General features: G+C 42.7%; 27 protein-coding genes and 1 pseudogene. 2 read left to right on the top strand and 26 right to left on the bottom strand.

The features are described 5' to 3' along the window. Window positions 1-6: 6 nt before the first annotated feature. The 26 genes and pseudogenes from rpmJ to thiD all read right to left on the bottom strand — a co-directional run bounded on the left by rpmJ (window position 7) and on the right by thiD (window position 12,923). Window positions 7-123, bottom strand: coding sequence for a 50S ribosomal protein L36 (rpmJ, locus tag FJU10_RS03295; RefSeq protein WP_002288710.1), 117 nt, complete (start codon window positions 121-123; stop codon window positions 7-9). 32 nt (window positions 124-155) lie between these two features. Beyond that, on the bottom strand, window positions 156-374 hold the full coding sequence (infA, locus tag FJU10_RS03300) for a translation initiation factor IF-1 (protein ID WP_002288695.1): 219 nt from the start codon (window positions 372-374) through the stop codon (window positions 156-158). Window positions 375-562: 188 nt separating this feature from the next. Beyond that, entirely contained in the window at window positions 563-1,207 is a 645-nt protein-coding gene (locus FJU10_RS03305; protein WP_005227100.1) for an adenylate kinase, read from the bottom strand. Window positions 1,208-1,267: 60 nt separating this feature from the next. Then, window positions 1,268-2,563, bottom strand: coding sequence for a preprotein translocase subunit SecY (gene secY, locus FJU10_RS03310; RefSeq protein ID WP_005227099.1), 1,296 nt, complete (start codon window positions 2,561-2,563; stop codon window positions 1,268-1,270). Continuing rightward, a complete protein-coding gene (rplO, locus tag FJU10_RS03315; protein WP_003128016.1) occupies window positions 2,563-3,003 on the bottom strand; it encodes a 50S ribosomal protein L15 in 441 nt (146 codons plus the stop codon). The genes secY and rplO overlap by 1 nt, the downstream gene beginning before the upstream one ends. A 40-nt stretch (window positions 3,004-3,043) precedes the next feature. Next, complete coding sequence (gene rpmD / locus FJU10_RS03320) at window positions 3,044-3,223, bottom strand: 50S ribosomal protein L30 (protein ID WP_003128015.1); 180 nt, start codon at window positions 3,221-3,223, stop codon at window positions 3,044-3,046. 13 nt (window positions 3,224-3,236) lie between these two features. Beyond that, window positions 3,237-3,737, bottom strand: coding sequence for a 30S ribosomal protein S5 (rpsE, locus tag FJU10_RS03325; protein ID WP_003128014.1), 501 nt, complete (start codon window positions 3,735-3,737; stop codon window positions 3,237-3,239). Between the two features lie 20 nt (window positions 3,738-3,757). Beyond that, window positions 3,758-4,114: a 50S ribosomal protein L18 gene (gene rplR, locus FJU10_RS03330; protein ID WP_005227097.1), complete on the bottom strand. Its 357-nt coding sequence runs from the start codon at window positions 4,112-4,114 to the stop codon at window positions 3,758-3,760. Between the two features lie 57 nt (window positions 4,115-4,171). Next, on the bottom strand, window positions 4,172-4,708 hold the full coding sequence (gene rplF, locus FJU10_RS03335; RefSeq protein WP_005227095.1) for a 50S ribosomal protein L6: 537 nt from the start codon (window positions 4,706-4,708) through the stop codon (window positions 4,172-4,174). Window positions 4,709-4,739: 31 nt separating this feature from the next. Then, complete coding sequence (rpsH, locus tag FJU10_RS03340; RefSeq protein ID WP_005227093.1) at window positions 4,740-5,138, bottom strand: 30S ribosomal protein S8; 399 nt, start codon at window positions 5,136-5,138, stop codon at window positions 4,740-4,742. 32 nt (window positions 5,139-5,170) lie between these two features. Next, window positions 5,171-5,356, bottom strand: a complete 186-nt coding sequence (locus FJU10_RS03345) for a type Z 30S ribosomal protein S14 (RefSeq protein WP_003128010.1) — start codon at window positions 5,354-5,356, stop codon at window positions 5,171-5,173. Window positions 5,357-5,374: 18 nt separating this feature from the next. Further along, window positions 5,375-5,914 (bottom strand): 50S ribosomal protein L5, encoded by a 540-nt coding sequence (gene rplE / locus FJU10_RS03350; RefSeq protein ID WP_005227088.1) that lies wholly within the window; start codon window positions 5,912-5,914, stop codon window positions 5,375-5,377. Window positions 5,915-5,941: 27 nt separating this feature from the next. Then, window positions 5,942-6,253: a 50S ribosomal protein L24 gene (gene rplX, locus FJU10_RS03355; protein ID WP_003128007.1), complete on the bottom strand. Its 312-nt coding sequence runs from the start codon at window positions 6,251-6,253 to the stop codon at window positions 5,942-5,944. Between the two features lie 35 nt (window positions 6,254-6,288). Then, window positions 6,289-6,657: a 50S ribosomal protein L14 gene (rplN, locus tag FJU10_RS03360; protein WP_003128006.1), complete on the bottom strand. Its 369-nt coding sequence runs from the start codon at window positions 6,655-6,657 to the stop codon at window positions 6,289-6,291. Window positions 6,658-6,717: 60 nt separating this feature from the next. Further along, window positions 6,718-6,984: a 30S ribosomal protein S17 gene (gene rpsQ / locus FJU10_RS03365; protein ID WP_003128005.1), complete on the bottom strand. Its 267-nt coding sequence runs from the start codon at window positions 6,982-6,984 to the stop codon at window positions 6,718-6,720. 24 nt (window positions 6,985-7,008) lie between these two features. Further along, window positions 7,009-7,197, bottom strand: a complete 189-nt coding sequence (gene rpmC, locus FJU10_RS03370) for a 50S ribosomal protein L29 (protein ID WP_002288664.1) — start codon at window positions 7,195-7,197, stop codon at window positions 7,009-7,011. Then, window positions 7,187-7,621, bottom strand: coding sequence for a 50S ribosomal protein L16 (gene rplP / locus FJU10_RS03375; RefSeq protein WP_005226918.1), 435 nt, complete (start codon window positions 7,619-7,621; stop codon window positions 7,187-7,189). The genes rpmC and rplP overlap by 11 nt, the downstream gene beginning before the upstream one ends. 2 nt (window positions 7,622-7,623) lie before the next feature. Next, window positions 7,624-8,280 (bottom strand): 30S ribosomal protein S3, encoded by a 657-nt coding sequence (rpsC, locus tag FJU10_RS03380; RefSeq protein ID WP_005226916.1) that lies wholly within the window; start codon window positions 8,278-8,280, stop codon window positions 7,624-7,626. A gap of 13 nt (window positions 8,281-8,293) precedes the next feature. Then, complete coding sequence (gene rplV / locus FJU10_RS03385) at window positions 8,294-8,641, bottom strand: 50S ribosomal protein L22 (protein WP_003127973.1); 348 nt, start codon at window positions 8,639-8,641, stop codon at window positions 8,294-8,296. Between the two features lie 23 nt (window positions 8,642-8,664). Continuing rightward, on the bottom strand, window positions 8,665-8,943 hold the full coding sequence (gene rpsS / locus FJU10_RS03390; protein WP_005226914.1) for a 30S ribosomal protein S19: 279 nt from the start codon (window positions 8,941-8,943) through the stop codon (window positions 8,665-8,667). A gap of 42 nt (window positions 8,944-8,985) precedes the next feature. Next, on the bottom strand, window positions 8,986-9,819 hold the full coding sequence (rplB, locus tag FJU10_RS03395) for a 50S ribosomal protein L2 (RefSeq protein WP_005226912.1): 834 nt from the start codon (window positions 9,817-9,819) through the stop codon (window positions 8,986-8,988). Window positions 9,820-9,858: 39 nt separating this feature from the next. Further along, window positions 9,859-10,153: pseudogene (locus FJU10_RS03400) on the bottom strand (50S ribosomal protein L23). Beyond that, window positions 10,153-10,776: a 50S ribosomal protein L4 gene (gene rplD, locus FJU10_RS03405; protein WP_005226910.1), complete on the bottom strand. Its 624-nt coding sequence runs from the start codon at window positions 10,774-10,776 to the stop codon at window positions 10,153-10,155. The pseudogene FJU10_RS03400 and the gene rplD overlap by 1 nt, the downstream one beginning before the upstream one ends. A gap of 29 nt (window positions 10,777-10,805) precedes the next feature. Continuing rightward, window positions 10,806-11,435: a 50S ribosomal protein L3 gene (gene rplC, locus FJU10_RS03410; RefSeq protein WP_003127967.1), complete on the bottom strand. Its 630-nt coding sequence runs from the start codon at window positions 11,433-11,435 to the stop codon at window positions 10,806-10,808. Between the two features lie 22 nt (window positions 11,436-11,457). After that, window positions 11,458-11,766, bottom strand: coding sequence for a 30S ribosomal protein S10 (rpsJ, locus tag FJU10_RS03415; RefSeq protein ID WP_003127966.1), 309 nt, complete (start codon window positions 11,764-11,766; stop codon window positions 11,458-11,460). Between the two features lie 326 nt (window positions 11,767-12,092). Next, window positions 12,093-12,923 carry a bifunctional hydroxymethylpyrimidine kinase/phosphomethylpyrimidine kinase gene (gene thiD / locus FJU10_RS03420; protein WP_140965156.1) on the bottom strand — a complete coding sequence of 277 codons (831 nt, stop codon included), beginning with the start codon at window positions 12,921-12,923 and terminating at the stop codon, window positions 12,093-12,095. A 107-nt stretch (window positions 12,924-13,030) separates the two neighbouring features. On the opposite strand from thiD, the gene FJU10_RS03425 reads away from it, so the two are divergent. Next, the gene (locus FJU10_RS03425; protein ID WP_140965157.1) at window positions 13,031-14,476 is read left to right on the top strand and encodes a PLP-dependent aminotransferase family protein; all 1,446 of its coding nucleotides are present in this window, start codon (window positions 13,031-13,033) and stop codon (window positions 14,474-14,476) included. Next, on the top strand, window positions 14,460-15,185 hold the full coding sequence (locus FJU10_RS03430; RefSeq protein ID WP_140965158.1) for a nitroreductase family protein: 726 nt from the start codon (window positions 14,460-14,462) through the stop codon (window positions 15,183-15,185). Before FJU10_RS03425 ends, FJU10_RS03430 begins: the two co-directional genes overlap by 17 nt. Window positions 15,186-15,278 lie beyond the last annotated feature (93 nt).

A 15,278-nucleotide genomic window follows, 5' to 3' on the forward strand; every position in this document is an offset into this window, starting at 1 on the left:
CTCCGATTATCCTTGACGTTGTTTATGTTTTGGATTTGCTGGGCAAATCACCATAACGCGTCCTTTACGACGAATTACTTTACAATGTTCGCACATTGGTTTTACTGATGGTCTTACTTTCATGATAATACCTCCTGTGGTTTTACGGAGTACAATTATTTAAAGCGATAAGTAATGCGGCCACGGTTCAGATCATACGGGGATAATTCCACCGTCACTTTGTCTCCAGGTAAAATACGAATGTAGTGCATCCGGATCTTACCAGAAACGGTCGCTAGAACTTGGTGTCCGTTTTCCAATTCTACTTTAAACATTGCATTCGGCAAAGTTTCGACGACTGTACCTTCGACTTCAATCATATCTTCTTTTGCCACGCACAGTACCTCCTTGTACTTGTGATTTTCACACGATAAAATGGCGGAAACTCGGTTCCCACCTGATATTCTCAAACTATGCTCCTACTTAATAAAAAGTAGAAGTCGGACTGACATATTCTATCATATCCTGTCAAAGATTTCAAGAGAAAGTTTTAAGCTGCAAGTTGGACTCGGGCAATCTATGATTAGTCAATGATCTTTTGAACATCTTCGAATACAGCGTCGATGTCGCGATCCCCATCAATCGATTGCAATAACCCTTTGTCTTTGTAATAAGTCAAAATTGGTTCACTGCTTTTGATATTGACAGCTAGACGATTTTTGACCGTCTCAGGCTTATCATCTTCACGCTGGTAGAAGTCATGACTTCCACAACGATCACATGTTCCTTCCTCTTTTGGAGGATTGAACAATTTATGATAAGTTGCCCCACAATTGCGGCACATGAAGCGGCCGGCTAAACGTTCTACAAGAACTTCTTCAGGAACATGAATATCAATAACGGCATCAAGTTTTTTGTTAAGGTCAGCTAGCATCTCATCTAACGCTTTTGCTTGATCCAATGTACGAGGAAAACCATCTAATAAGAAACCTTTCTCGGTATCAGGTTCAGCTAAACGTTCTTTAACGATCCCATTTGTAACCTCATCAGGAACTAATGCGCCTTGATCCATGTATGATTTTGCTTTAAGGCCTAGTTCTGTTTCGTTCGCCATCGCAGCCCGAAACATATCGCCTGTTGAAATATGAGGAAGACCGTATTCAGCAACGATACGTTCTGCCTGAGTACCTTTTCCAGCACCAGGTAATCCCATTAAAATGAAGTTCATTCTAATTCCTCCTGTAAGTTTTTGAATAGTGTTGAGGAAATCCTCAACACTTCAATAACTTTAATTGATGAAACCAGTATATTTCCGTTTCAGCATAAGCCCTTCTAACTGCTTGGCAGTATCAAGTGCCACACCGATAATGATCAATAGACTCGTTCCACCTAGTCCGATCGATTGCGGTAAATTCCAAGCCATCTGAGCGATGATTGGAAGTAAAGCAACCAATCCTAAAAAGATCGATCCAACCGTGCTTAATCGCATCAACAAACGCGATACATATTCTTCGGTTCCTTTACCAGGACGCACACTCGGAATGTAACTTCCTTGTTTTTGCAAGTTTTCCGCTAATTTCTCAGGGTTCACTTGAACAAATGCGTAGAAGAAGGTAAACGCAACAATCAAGACAGTGTAGATGATCGCACCCGGTACAGTGTTGTAACTAAAGATCGTTTGCACCACTTCGTACCAAGTTTCTCCTCTATATGAACTACCTAATGCTTGAATGATCGCATTTGGTGTTGTAATAAAAGAACTGGCAAAGATAACTGGGATAACCCCGGCAGCATTTACTTTCAAAGGAAGGTAACTGCTGGTAGGCGCTCCTGCTACCCGTTTTGTATATTGGATCGGAATCTTGCGTTCCGCTTGTTGAACATACGTTACTAAAGTAATGACGATCAACACAGCGATCACAAGCAGCGCCATAAAGATAGCATTCAGCCAGATATCCGATTGATCCACGTTAATGAAGTAATCTTCAATCAATTCTTTGATGCTTGCTGGTAAGCGTGAAATGATCCCTGCAAAGATGATCATTGACACACCGTTTCCGATACCACGCTCGGTGATCTGCTCTCCTAACCAAGTGACTAACATCGTTCCGGCTGTTAAAATCAGACCGATCACGATATAGGTTGCCATATTAGGATTGTTTACAAACCCGAGTTGAGTGTAATAGTTAAATCCAGCCGTTAATGTCATGGATTGGACAAAGCCCAATACCAATGTCAAGTAACGTGTTGCCTGATTTAATTTCTTACGACCCACTTCACCTTGCTTCGACCATTCAACAAATTTAGGAACGATATCCATCTGCAACAACTGAATGACAATTGAGGCAGTGATGTAAGGGGAAACCCCCATCGAGAAAATCGAAAATTGTTGCATGGCGCCACCACTTACCAAGTTCAACATGTTTAAAAATGGTAGATCCGCGATGGTATTTAGGCGACTTGCGTCTACGCCTGGCACAGTAATATGTGTTCCCAGACGAAAGACAAACAAGATTAAGACGGTGAACAATATTCTGGATCTAATATCCTTAACCTTAAAGGCATCCTTCAATAGTCTGATCATTAGATCACCTCGATTGATCCACCAGCAGCAACGATTGCTTCTTCAGCTGCTTTTGAAAATTTAGCTGCTTTCACAGTCAATTTCTTCGTTAATTCTCCGTTAGCTAATACTTTGATTCCAGCTTTTTCGTCTTTGACGATTCCAGCTTCGTGTAAAGCAACAGGTGTTACTTCAGCACCGTCTTCAAAGCGGTTCAAGACATCAAGATTGATGACTGCATATTCTTTGCGGTTCACATTTGTAAAGCCACGTTTTGGTAAACGACGGAACAATGGTGTTTGTCCACCTTCGAATCCTAGACGTACTCCGCCGCCTGAACGAGCTTTTTGACCTTTTTGTCCACGTCCAGCTGTTTTACCGTTACCAGATGAAGTTCCTCGACCGACACGGTTACGTACTTGGCGTGAGCCTTCTGATGGTTTTAATTCATGAAGTTTCATAGGTTTGGCACCTCCTTAATCAAACTAGATCTGCTGATCCTTAGACCTCTTCAACGTCCACTAAGTGAGAAACAGTGTTAACCATGCCTTTGATTGCATCATTAGCAGGTTTTACAACTGTTGAGTTCAACTTTGTAAGACCTAACGCTTTTACAGTATCACGTTGGTTTTGGGGACGTCCGATAATACTGCGTTTTAAAGTAATTTTCAATTCAGCCATTATAGTGTCCTCCTTAACCGATTAATTCTTCTACTGATTTGCCGCGAAGTGCTGCCACTTCTTCAGCGCGTTTTAATTGTTTTAAACCTTCAACTGTTGCGCGAACAACGTTGATTGGTGTGTTAGAACCTAAAGATTTAGATGTGATATCAGCTACCCCAGCTAATTCCAATACGGCACGAACTGGTCCACCAGCAGCTACCCCAGAACCTTCTACAGCAGGTTTCATAAGGATGCGTCCGCCGCCGAATACACCGATAACTTCGTGAGGGATTGTAGAACCAACCATTGGTACTTCCACCAAGTTTTTCTTCGCGTCTTCGATTGCTTTACGGATTGCTTCTGGTACTTCTTGTGCTTTACCAGTACCGAAACCTACGTGTCCGTTTTTGTCACCGACAACAACTAATGCAGCAAAACGTAGACGACGTCCACCTTTAACAACTTTAGTTACACGGTTGATCGCAACAACGCGGTCTTCTAATTCCAAATGTTTTGGATCAATATAAACCATGAATGGTGTTCCTCCTTCTCTTAAAATTCCAGTCCATTTTCGCGAGCTGCTTCAGCTAAAGCTGCTACACGGCCATGGTAAAGGTATCCACCACGGTCAAAGACTACTACTTTAATACCTTTTGCTGCTGCACGTTCTGCGACTAATTTACCGACAGCTTGTGCTTGTTCAGTTTTTGTTGCACCTGAAACTTCTTTGTCTAAGGCAGAGGCACTTGCTAGCGTCACACCCGCTACGTCATCAATTACTTGTGCGTAGATGTTTTTGTTCGAACGGAACACGTTTAAGCGTGGGCACTCAGCAGTACCAGAGATTTTGTTACGTACACGACGATGTCTTTTCTGACGTGTCTTGTTTTTATCTGGTTTTGTAATCACAATTTGTCACCTCTTTTAATTTTGCTAGCCTAAGCTGCTAGTCGTAAAGAATTACGACTATTTACCAGTTTTACCTTCTTTACGGCGTACAAATTCGCCAACATAACGAATTCCTTTGCCTTTGTAAGGTTCTGGAGGACGAACGCCACGGATATTGGCAGCCAATTCGCCAACGACTTCTTTATCTGATCCTTTAACGATCACAGAAGTGTTTGAAGGAACTTCGATTTCGATTCCAGCTGGCGCTTCGATTTCAACTGGATGAGAGTAACCAACGTTCAATACAAGTTTTTTTCCTTGTAATTGAGCACGGTACCCAACCCCGATTAATTCTAACGCTTTTTGGAAACCTTCAGAAACACCAACAACCATGTTGTTGAAGTTTGCACGGGTAGTTCCGTGGATAGTTTTCATTTCTTTACTATCATTTGGACGAGTGAATGTTACTTCGTTTCCTTCGATATTCATTGTGATATCAGAAGAGAAAGTACGTGTTAATTCACCTTTAGGTCCTTTAACTGTAATGTCGTTTCCGTTTTGCTTGATTTCAACACCAGCAGGAAGAACGACGATCTTATTACCGATACGACTCACTTAGAGGCACCTCCTTGTGGAATATTTTAAATTACCATACATAAGCGACTACTTCGCCGCCAACATTTTTTGCTCTAGCTTCTTTGTCAGTGATTACACCGTCAGAAGTTGAGATAATCGCGATTCCTAGACCATTCAATACTTTTGGTACTTCGTCAGCTTTGACATAAGCACGCAAGCCTGGTTTAGAGATACGTTTTAAGTTTGTGATAACACGTTCACCGTTTTTACCGTATTTAAGAAATACGCGGATCACGCCTTGTTTGTCATCTTCAATGTATTCAACATCGCGGACGAAACCTTCACGTTTCAAGATTTCAGCGATATCACGTTTGATTTTTGAAGCAGGTACTTCTAGGCTTTCGTGTTTAACCATGTTTGCGTTACGCACGCGCGTTAGAAAATCTGCAATTGGATCTGTCATGACCATGGGATAATTTACCTCCTTTATGCGAGTATAGTTTACCAGCTAGCTTTCTTCACGCCGGGAATTTGTCCTTTATAGGCAAGTTCGCGGAAGCAAATACGGCAAAGATGAAATTTACGATAAACTGAATGTGGACGTCCGCAACGTTCACAACGAGTGTATTCTTGCGTTGAGAATTTAGCAGGGCGTTTGTTTTTAGCAATCATTGATTTTTTAGCCACGTAGTTCGCCTCCTTTTTTTATTTTTGGAATGGCATGCCTAATTGTGTCAACAATTCACGAGATTCTTCATCTGTGTTTGCTGTTGTTACAATCACGATATCCATACCACGTACTTTGTCGATCAAATCATAATCTACTTCAGGGAAAATCAATTGTTCTTTGATACCTAAAGTGTAGTTTCCGCGTCCGTCGAACGCTTTTTTGCTCACACCGTGGAAGTCACGGACACGTGGCAATGACACACTTACTAGTTTATCTAAGAATTCATACATTCTTTCGCCGCGTAGTGTTACTTTCGCACCGATTGGCATTCCTTCACGTAAACGGAATCCTGCGATAGATTTTTTCGCTTTTGTGATCAATGGTTTTTGACCTGAGATCAATTGTAATTCTTCAACAGCTTTGTCTAAGTTTTTAGCATTAGAAACAGCGTCACCGACACCCATGTTGATAACGATTTTATCAACTTTTGGTGCTTCCATGATTGAGCTGTAGTTAAATTTGTCCATTAATGATGGGACAACTTCTTTTGAATATTTTTCTTTAAGGCGGTTCATCTGTTAGCCCCTCCTTCCTTCATCAGATTATTTATCAAGAACTTCTCCGGTTTTCTTAGAAACGCGGACTTTTTTGCCGTCAACTTCTTTGTAACCGACACGCGTAGCTTCACCGTTCGATGGATCAACCACCATCACGTTAGAAACATGAATTGGTGCTTCCATTTCAACGATTCCGCCTTGAGGAGCAGTTTGAGAAGGTTTTTGGTGTTTTTTGACAACATTGACACCTTCAACAACGACTTTGTCTTTTTTAGGAAACGCTGCTAGCACAACGCCTTCTTTGTTTTTGTCTTTACCAGTGATAACTTTAACTTTATCGCCTTTTTTAACAAACATGTTTGTTTCGCACCTCCTTTAGATAAGAATCACTATTACAATACTTCTGGTGCTAGGGAAACGATCTTCATAAAGTTGCCTTCACGCAATTCGCGGGCAACTGGGCCAAAGATACGAGTTCCACGAGGGCTCTTATCGTCACGGATAATAACCGCAGCATTTTCATCGAATTTGATGTATGAACCGTCTGTACGACGAGCTCCTGATTTAGTACGAACGATAACGGCTTTAACGACGTCACCTTTTTTGACAACCCCACCTGGCGTTGCTTGTTTAACCGTAGCAACAATCACGTCACCAATATTGGCAGTTTTACGACCAGATCCGCCAAGGACTTTGATCGTTAGAATTTCACGGGCACCTGAGTTGTCCGCCACTCTTAATCGGCTTTCTGCTTGGATCACGATGTGTATCCTCCTTTCAGATTTTGCAATTCACAATCTATATAGGAAAATCTCGTGTGATTAGATAATCACTGCCTTTTCAACAATCTCTACTAGACGGAAACGTTTCGTAGCTGATAATGGACGAGTTTCCATAATTTTCACGATATCGCCAACTTTTGCTTCGTTGTTTTCATCGTGTGCTTTGTATTTCTTAGAATAGTTCAGACGTTTGCCGTAGATAGGGTGGTTTTTCTTTGTTTCAACGACAACAGTGATAGTTTTATCCATTTTGTCTGATACCACGCGACCTTGGTAAACTTTGCGTTGATTTCTTTCTTCAGTCATACGCTAAATGGCCTCCTTCCACTATTACTTAGCTTGTTCACGCAATACTGTTTTAATGCGTGCAATCGATTTACGTACTTCTTTGATACGTGCAGTGTTTTCTAATTGACCTGTTGCTAATTGGAATCTAAGATTGAACAATTCTTCTTTCAATTGTTTTTCTTGATCTAGCATTTCGGCAGTGGTTAATTCTCTGATTTCTTTAACCTTCATTCGATTCACCACCCATTTCCTCACGTTTTACGATCTTCGTTTTCACTGGTAATTTGTGAGAAGCAAGACGTAGCGCTTCGCGCGCAACTTCTTCAGGTACACCGGCAATTTCAAACATGATTTTACCACGTTTAACTGGTGATACCCATCCTTCAGGAGCCCCTTTACCAGAACCCATACGTACCCCGATAGCTTTGGCAGTATAAGATTTGTGAGGGAAAATTTTGATCCATACTTTCCCGCCACGTTTCATATAACGAGTCATTGCGATACGGGCAGCTTCGATTTGACGGTTTGTGATCCAGTGTGATTCAACAGCTTGTAAGCCGTATTCACCGAATGCTACTTCTTTTCCGCCTTTCGCTTCGCCACGCATTTTTCCGCGGAACTCACGACGGTGTTTTACACGTTTAGGTACTAACATGTTTATTTCCCTCCTTTCTCAGTGTTCTTTTTAGTTGGAAGAACTTCTCCACGATAAATCCACACTTTAACTCCTAGTTTTCCGTATGTTGTATCTGCTTCTTCCCATGCGTAATCAATGTCCGCACGTAATGTATGAAGTGGAACGGTTCCTTCTGAGTAACCTTCTGAACGCGCGATATCCGCACCATTTAGACGGCCAGAAACTTGTGTTTTGATTCCTTTAGCGCCAGAACGCATTGTGCGTTGGATCGCTTGTTTTTGCGCACGACGGAAAGCAACACGGTTTTCTAATTGACGTGCGATTCCTTCGCCTACTAATTTAGCATCTAAATCTGGTTTTTTGATTTCAACGATGTTGATGTGAACTCGTTTGCCAGTTAGGCTATTTAATTCTTTTCTTAGGTTTTCGACTTCAGATCCGCCTTTACCGATAACCATACCTGGTTTAGCTGTGTGGATTGAAATATTCACGCGGTTTGCTGCACGCTCGATCTCAACTGTAGACACAGCGGCATCAGCAAGTTTAGATGCGATAAATTTACGGATTTTCAAATCTTCATGTAGAAATTCAGCATACTCTTTTTCAGCATACCATTTAGCATCCCAGTCACGGATGATGCCTACACGCATTCCAATTGGATGTACTTTTTGACCCACTGATTGTCCCTCCTTATTTTTCTGATACGACTACAGTAATATGACTTGTACGTTTGTTGATCGGTGAAGCTGAACCTTTCGCACGTGGACGGAAACGTTTCATCGTTGGTCCTTCGTTTACGAATGCTTCAGAAACAATCAAGTTTTCAACATCTAAGTCAAAATTATTTTCTGCATTGGCAATAGCTGACATCAAGACTTTCTCGATGATTCCAGCTGCTTTATTTGGTGTGAACTTTAAGATCGCGATTGCTTCAGCAACGCTTTTCCCTCTGATTAAGTCAATAACTAGACGAGATTTACGAGGAGAAACGCGGACTGTTTTAGCAGTTGCTTTCGCTGATGTGATTTGTTCTGCCATTTTTGGATATCCTCCCCTCAAAATTAGCGTCTTGTTTTCTTATCATCGGCAGCATGTCCGCGATAAGTTCTTGTTGGTGCAAATTCACCTAATTTGTGTCCTACCATGTCTTCTTGGATGTAAACTGGTACATGTTTCCGTCCATCATACACAGCAATTGTAAATCCGATAAAATTAGGGAAAATTGTAGAACGACGTGACCAAGTTTTGATCACTTTTTTCTTTTCAGCGCCTTCTTGTGCTTCGACCTTTTTCATCAAATGGTCATCGACAAAAGGTCCTTTTTTCAAACTACGACCCATGGTGTACCTCCTCTCAAAATGTGCGACACACGGTCAAGTATATTACTTAGTTTTACGACGACGAACGATAAGTTTGTCTGATTTTGCTTTTTTGTTACGTGTTTTGTAACCAAGTGCAGGTTGTCCCCAAGGAGAAACTGGTGCTTTACGTCCGATTGGTGCTTTACCTTCACCACCACCGTGTGGGTGATCATTAGGGTTCATTACGCTACCACGTACAGTTGGGCGTTTGCGCATCCAACGAGAACGACCGGCTTTACCGATGTTGATCAATTCGTGTTGTTCATTACCAACAGAACCGATTGTTGCACGACATGATGCTAAGATCATCCGTACTTCACCAGAGTTCAAGCGAATCAATACGTATTTGCCTTCTTTACCAAGTACTTGAGCACTTGTTCCAGCTGAACGAATCAATTGTCCACCTTTACCAGGTTTCATTTCGATGTTGTGGATAACAGTACCGACTGGAATGTTTTCTAGTGGTAATGCATTCCCTACTTTAATATCTGCATCTGGACCAGAAACGACAGTCATGCCAACTTCTAATCCTTTAGGTGCTAAGATGTATGCTTTTACTCCATCCTCGTAATGTACTAACGCGATGTTAGCAGAACGGTTTGGATCATATTCAATCGTTTTAACCGTAGCAACGACGTTGTCTTTGTTACGTTTGAAATCGATCAAACGGTATTGACGTTTGTGACCGCCACCTTGATGACGAACCGTGATACGTCCGTTGTTGTTACGACCAGCATTGTTTTTCAAAGGAGCTAACAATGTTTTTTCTGGTGTTGAAGTTGTGATTTCAGCGAAATCAGAACTTGTCATATTACGACGGCCGTTCGTGGTAGGTTTGTACTTTTTAATCGCCACGTCTTTTTCCCTCCCATGTAAAGTTTATGCGTGAGTTGCTTATTCAGCAGCTTCGAAAATTTGGATTTCTTTAGAATCTTCAGTTAAAGTCACAACAGCTTTGCGACGTTTTTTTTGTATATCCTGCATATTTACCCATGCGTTTGAATTTCGGACGAACGTTGATGATGTTCACGTTTGCCACTTTCACTCCGTCAAAGGCAGCTTCTACAGCTTGTTTTACTAAAGTTTTGTTAGCTTTTGTGTCCACTTCAAAAGTGTATTTCTTGTCATCCATGGCAAGCATTGATTTTTCAGTGATCACTGGGCGTTTAATAACGTCTAGTAAGTTCATTATGCAAGCACCTCCTCGATCTGAGTAAGAGCAGTTTGTGTCACTAACATTTTGTCGTTAGAAACGATGTCTAAAACACTAATGTTATCAGCAGTAACTACAGAAACTTTTGGCAAGTTGCGCGCAGATAAAGCGGCAAAGTCGTTTTCAGATTCTAAAACTACCAATACTTTAGAGTCAATTGTCAAGTTAGCTAAAACTTGTTTGAATTCTTTTGTTTTTGGAGCATCAAAGCTTAATCCTTCTACTGCTACCAAGTTATTTGAAGCAACTTTTTCTGACAATACAGATTTCATTGCTAAGCGACGAACTTTTTTAGGAAGTTTGTAGCTGTATGAACGTGGTGTTGGTCCGAAGACTACGCCACCTCCACGCCATTGTGGTGAACGGATTGAACCTTGACGGGCACGTCCAGTTCCTTTTTGGCGCCATGGTTTACGGCCACCGCCACGAACGGCACTGCGGTTTTTCACAGCGTGTGTTCCTTGTCTTAATGAAGCGCGTTGCATGATGATTGCATCATAGACAACTGATTCATTTGGTTCGATTCCGAAGATTTCTTCGTTCAATGTAATTTCGCCATTTTGGCTTCCATCTTGTTTGAATAATGCTACATTCGGCATTCCTTAGTTCCTCCTTTCTTCCTATCTACTTATTTAGCTTTCACAGCTGATTTGATTGTAATCAATGATTTTTTCGCGCCAGGTACATTACCTTTGATCAAGATAACGTTGCGTTCTGCGTCTACGCGTACGATTTCCAAGTTTTGGATCGTGATGCGATTTCCGCCCATACGTCCAGCAAGACGTTTGTTTTTGAATACACGGTTAGGTGCAACTGGACCCATTGATCCAGGACGACGGTGGTAACGAGAACCGTGAGCCATTGGTCCGCGGCTTTGTCCGTGACGTTTGATAACGCCTTGGAATCCTTTACCTTTCGAAGTGCCGGTTACATCGATGATGTCTCCTGCTTCAAAAATATCAACTTTGATTTCTGATCCTACTTCTAAGCCCTCTAGCTCTACATTCTTGAATTCGCGAATGAAGCGCTTAGGAGCCGTGTTTGCTTTTGCAACATGACCTTTCGCAGGTTTGTTAGACAAAACTTCACGCATATCTTGGTAGCCGACTTGAATTGCTTCGTAGCCGTCATTTTCGATTGTTTTCACTTGTAGCACTACGTTTGGTGTAGCTTCTACTACAGTTACTGGAATCAATTCGCCAGATTCAGTGAAGATTTGAGTCATTCCCACTTTTTTCCCTAAGATTCCTTTGGTCATGATTACACCTCCATCTTAATTATTATAGTTTGATTTCGATATTAACACCGCTTGGCAAGTCTAGCTTCATTAAAGCATCAACAGTTTTTGGTGTTGGATTCACAATGTCGATTAGACGTTTGTGTGTACGCATTTCGAATTGTTCGCGTGAATCTTTGTATTTGTGCGTCGCACGGATGATCGTGTATAAGCTGCGTTCAGTTGGTAATGGAATTGGACCAGATACGCCAGCTCCAGTTCTCTTTGCAGTTTCTACGATTTTATCCGCTGATTGATCTAAAATACGATGTTCATACGCTTTTAAACGGATACGAATTTTTTGTTTTGCCATTGTTTTCCCTCCTTCGCCTATTTTGAAAAGTAGACATAGCTCCACGAAAATTTTCCGTCACGCTCGTCCATGGCAAAGCGTCCGGGCGTGTCGCAACCTCTCGTTTCGTAGCCGGCAGAAAATTTCTTTGCTGCCAGTGTGACTTACGTATTTACGTAAACAGCACCTTTATGATTATATTACGGATAAACATTGATTGCAAGCTTTTTTTATGGAAAAACCGGGATTCTTTTGCATTTCTTTCAGAAAATTTTCTTTTAGTTTCGAAATAAAAAAAAGAAGCGTTGACCGCTTCTTCATTTCCTATTTATATAGAAGAAAACCTGCTATTGCGGCGCTTCCTCATTCATACGGCTTTGGGCGTGAGTATAGGCACCATGCCACACATGGCCCACATAAGGATTGATGACCACTCCTTCTTTGATTGCCGCTGTGACAAAGGCTTTCGCTAAGCGAACACTTTCCACGACGGGTTTGCCTTTTGCAAGACCGGCAGCGATTGCCGCTGAAAAGGTGCAGCCTGCCCCATGATTGAAATCAGTAGCGATTTTTTCACTTTCCAACAGGAGGAAGGATTCTCCATCATAAACAAGGTCGATGGCTTTTGCTCCTGGCAATCGATGACCGCCTTTGATCACGACGTATTTAGCACCTAATTGATGGATTTTTTCAGCAGCTTGCTTCATGGCTTCCACACTCGTCAAGTCCCCCAAACCTGAAAGAATCCCCGCTTCTACTAAATTAGGGGTGACAACATCTGCTAAAGGCAACAAATGCGTGATGATGGCATCGACACTTTTCGGCTGTAAGATTTCTGCGGTCCCTTTACAAGCAATGACGGGATCGATCACCACATTTTTGACTTGCTGCTGTTGGATCATCTTCGCTGCCTGTACAATATTGTCTTCATTGCCTAACATCCCCGTTTTAAGGGCATCCATCGGATCACCTGCAAAGGCGGAGATCAATTGTTTTTCGACAAGCGCTGGTTCCATTGCTGTTACTTCATGGCTCCAACCCGCTTGTGGATCCATCGTGACGATCGAAGCAATCGTGGCAAAACCAAAGACACCATACTCCTGAAACGTTTTTAAATCTGCTTCGATCCCGGCACCACCGGTTGAATCAGACCCGGCAATTGATATGACTTTTTCCATCTTCTTCATCTCCTTGTGCTTTTTGCTAAGTATAGTCAATCTTCCCCTTGACGAAAAGAGCCATTTGGCTTATTTTTAAACCATCCAATTGAAAAAGGTGGTGCAGGATGGCTTCATCAAGTATTGACAAACAAAAGAAACAACCGATTTACCAGCAGATCGTGACCCATTTTATTGAAGAGATCCAAGCAGGAACCTATGGGCCTGGGGATCGTTTACCACCAGAGCGCAGCCTTGCTCAGACTTTTGACGTCAACCGTTCCACCGTCGTCAAAGCGTTAGATGAATTGAAAAGCTTAGGATGGATTGAACGAAAACAAGGCAGTGGTTCTCGTGTGTTAGAAGGTCGCTGGGGGAACCGCCAAACCCCACTTTCTTATTTACGCTCGTCTTTAAGCAGCCCTTACTTGCAGCAAGACCCTTACCTTCAACAAATCCAACATTTACGTGCTGAAAAAGATGTGCTGGATCTGTATACAGGTGATCTACCTGCCGATCTGATCCCCGACTTCACGTTTCCTGCCTTTACATGGGAAGAGATTCGCAAAGAAAGCACCAAAATTTTGCCAACTGGTTACGAGCCTCTGCAAGAAATCTTATTGCAGCACCTTGCGGATTCCTTCAATTTGCCCACTAGCGGTCAAAAACTAGTAATTACTGCCGGTTCGACACAAGGAATTACGTTACTAATGCAAGTGCTGCTGCAAGCGGGGGACTGTATCGCGACAGAGGATCCCTCTTTCTTGTTCTCTCTCCCCTTGTTTTCCACGATGAATGTCCAGTTGATTGGGATCAAACAAGATAGCGAAGGGATGCGACCCGCCGCGTTGGAGAAAGTGCTGAAGGAAAAGAAGATCAAATTCGTCTATCTGAACCCCACCTTCCAAAACCCAACGGGCCATACTATGAGTGAGCATCGGCGCCAAGCGATCATCCGCCTTTGCCAGACCTACCAAGTACCGATCATTGAGGATGATGTTTTTAGCGAGTTGGCTTTTGAGGAAGTACCGCCCAAGCTAAAATCCATGGCTCCCGAAACCGTCATTTATTTAGGCTCGCTTTCAAAATTACTTGGGTCATCAATCAAAATCGGCTGGCTTTTGGTGCCAGAAGCGTTAGCCGACCAATTTGCCCAAGCGAAAAAACGGATGGCGATCGATACCACGATCTTCCCGCAAGTCCTTGCCAATATCGCCCTACGCTCCTCTGATTACCACCAGCAGCAGCGGACACTGCTTACAGAAATGGCCCAGCACCAGCAAGACCTACATCAACTCTTGCTGGCATTTCAGGAGGATTGGCAATGGCAGTCGACGAAAGGCGGTCTTTACCTGTGGTTGACTTGGCGTCACCGCACATTGACTCGCAAAGATTGGTCGCTCTTTTTGGCGAACGATTGCTTAGTAGCACCTGCTTTTCTTTTCAGTAACGATACGAATGGCTTGCGTTTGAACTATACCCGCTTAGCCAAAGATGATTTACCACGATTTCAAGAACGATTCACAAAAATCACCCAACAGTTAAAGGAGCAAACCTATGAACGAAACCATTGAGCTTTTGCACAACCACCGCACTTACCGACAATTTGACCCTGACTATCGCTTGAGCCAAGAGCAAGTAACCGCGATTTTGACTGCCGCTCGTCAAGCACCAAGCTGGATGAATGGGCAAGCCTATTCGATCCTGGTGATCGACGACCCGCAGATCCGCCAACAAATGGTCGAATGGAATCCCGGCAATCCTCATATCGCAGCAAGTTCGCTCTTTCTGCTGTTTCTCGCAGATTTAAACCGAACCAAAAAAGTTGCTGACAAAAAACAGACCCCCTATCCAATCGATGAGGGCTATCAGCCATTATTGATCGCCACCACTGATGCCAGCATCGCTTTGCAATCCGGTGCGATCGCTGCTGAATCACTGGGCTTAGGCACCGTCATTTCCGGTAGCGTCCGCAAAGACAGCGCCAAAATCGCTGAATTGTTGCACTTACCGGAATACGTCTATCCTGTGGCTGGCTTGAGCATCGGTAAACCAATCGTAGAAATGAAGGTCAAACCTCGCTTGCCAGAAGAAGCGGTCATTCATTACAACCACTACCAGGACTATTCTTATGATGCGGTCGAAGCCTACGATCAAACGATGACTGCTTTTGGAGAAGCCCGTGAGACCAAACCATGGTCAGAAAAGTTTGCTGGGTTTTACAGCAATCGCCCTGACCAAGGATTTGACGCCTTCTTGAAGAAGCAAAAACTAATAAAATAAAAAGCACCGCTCTCTTTAGCTTCGATGAACCTTAACGGATTCATCAACGCTAGTGAGAGCGGCTTTTTTTCTACAAGAGTCGAAAAAAAAAAA

The organism is Enterococcus sp. OL5 (assembly GCF_006491895.1).
In the GTDB taxonomy this organism is placed as follows: Bacteria; Bacillota; Bacilli; order Lactobacillales; family Enterococcaceae; genus Enterococcus_D; species Enterococcus_D innesii.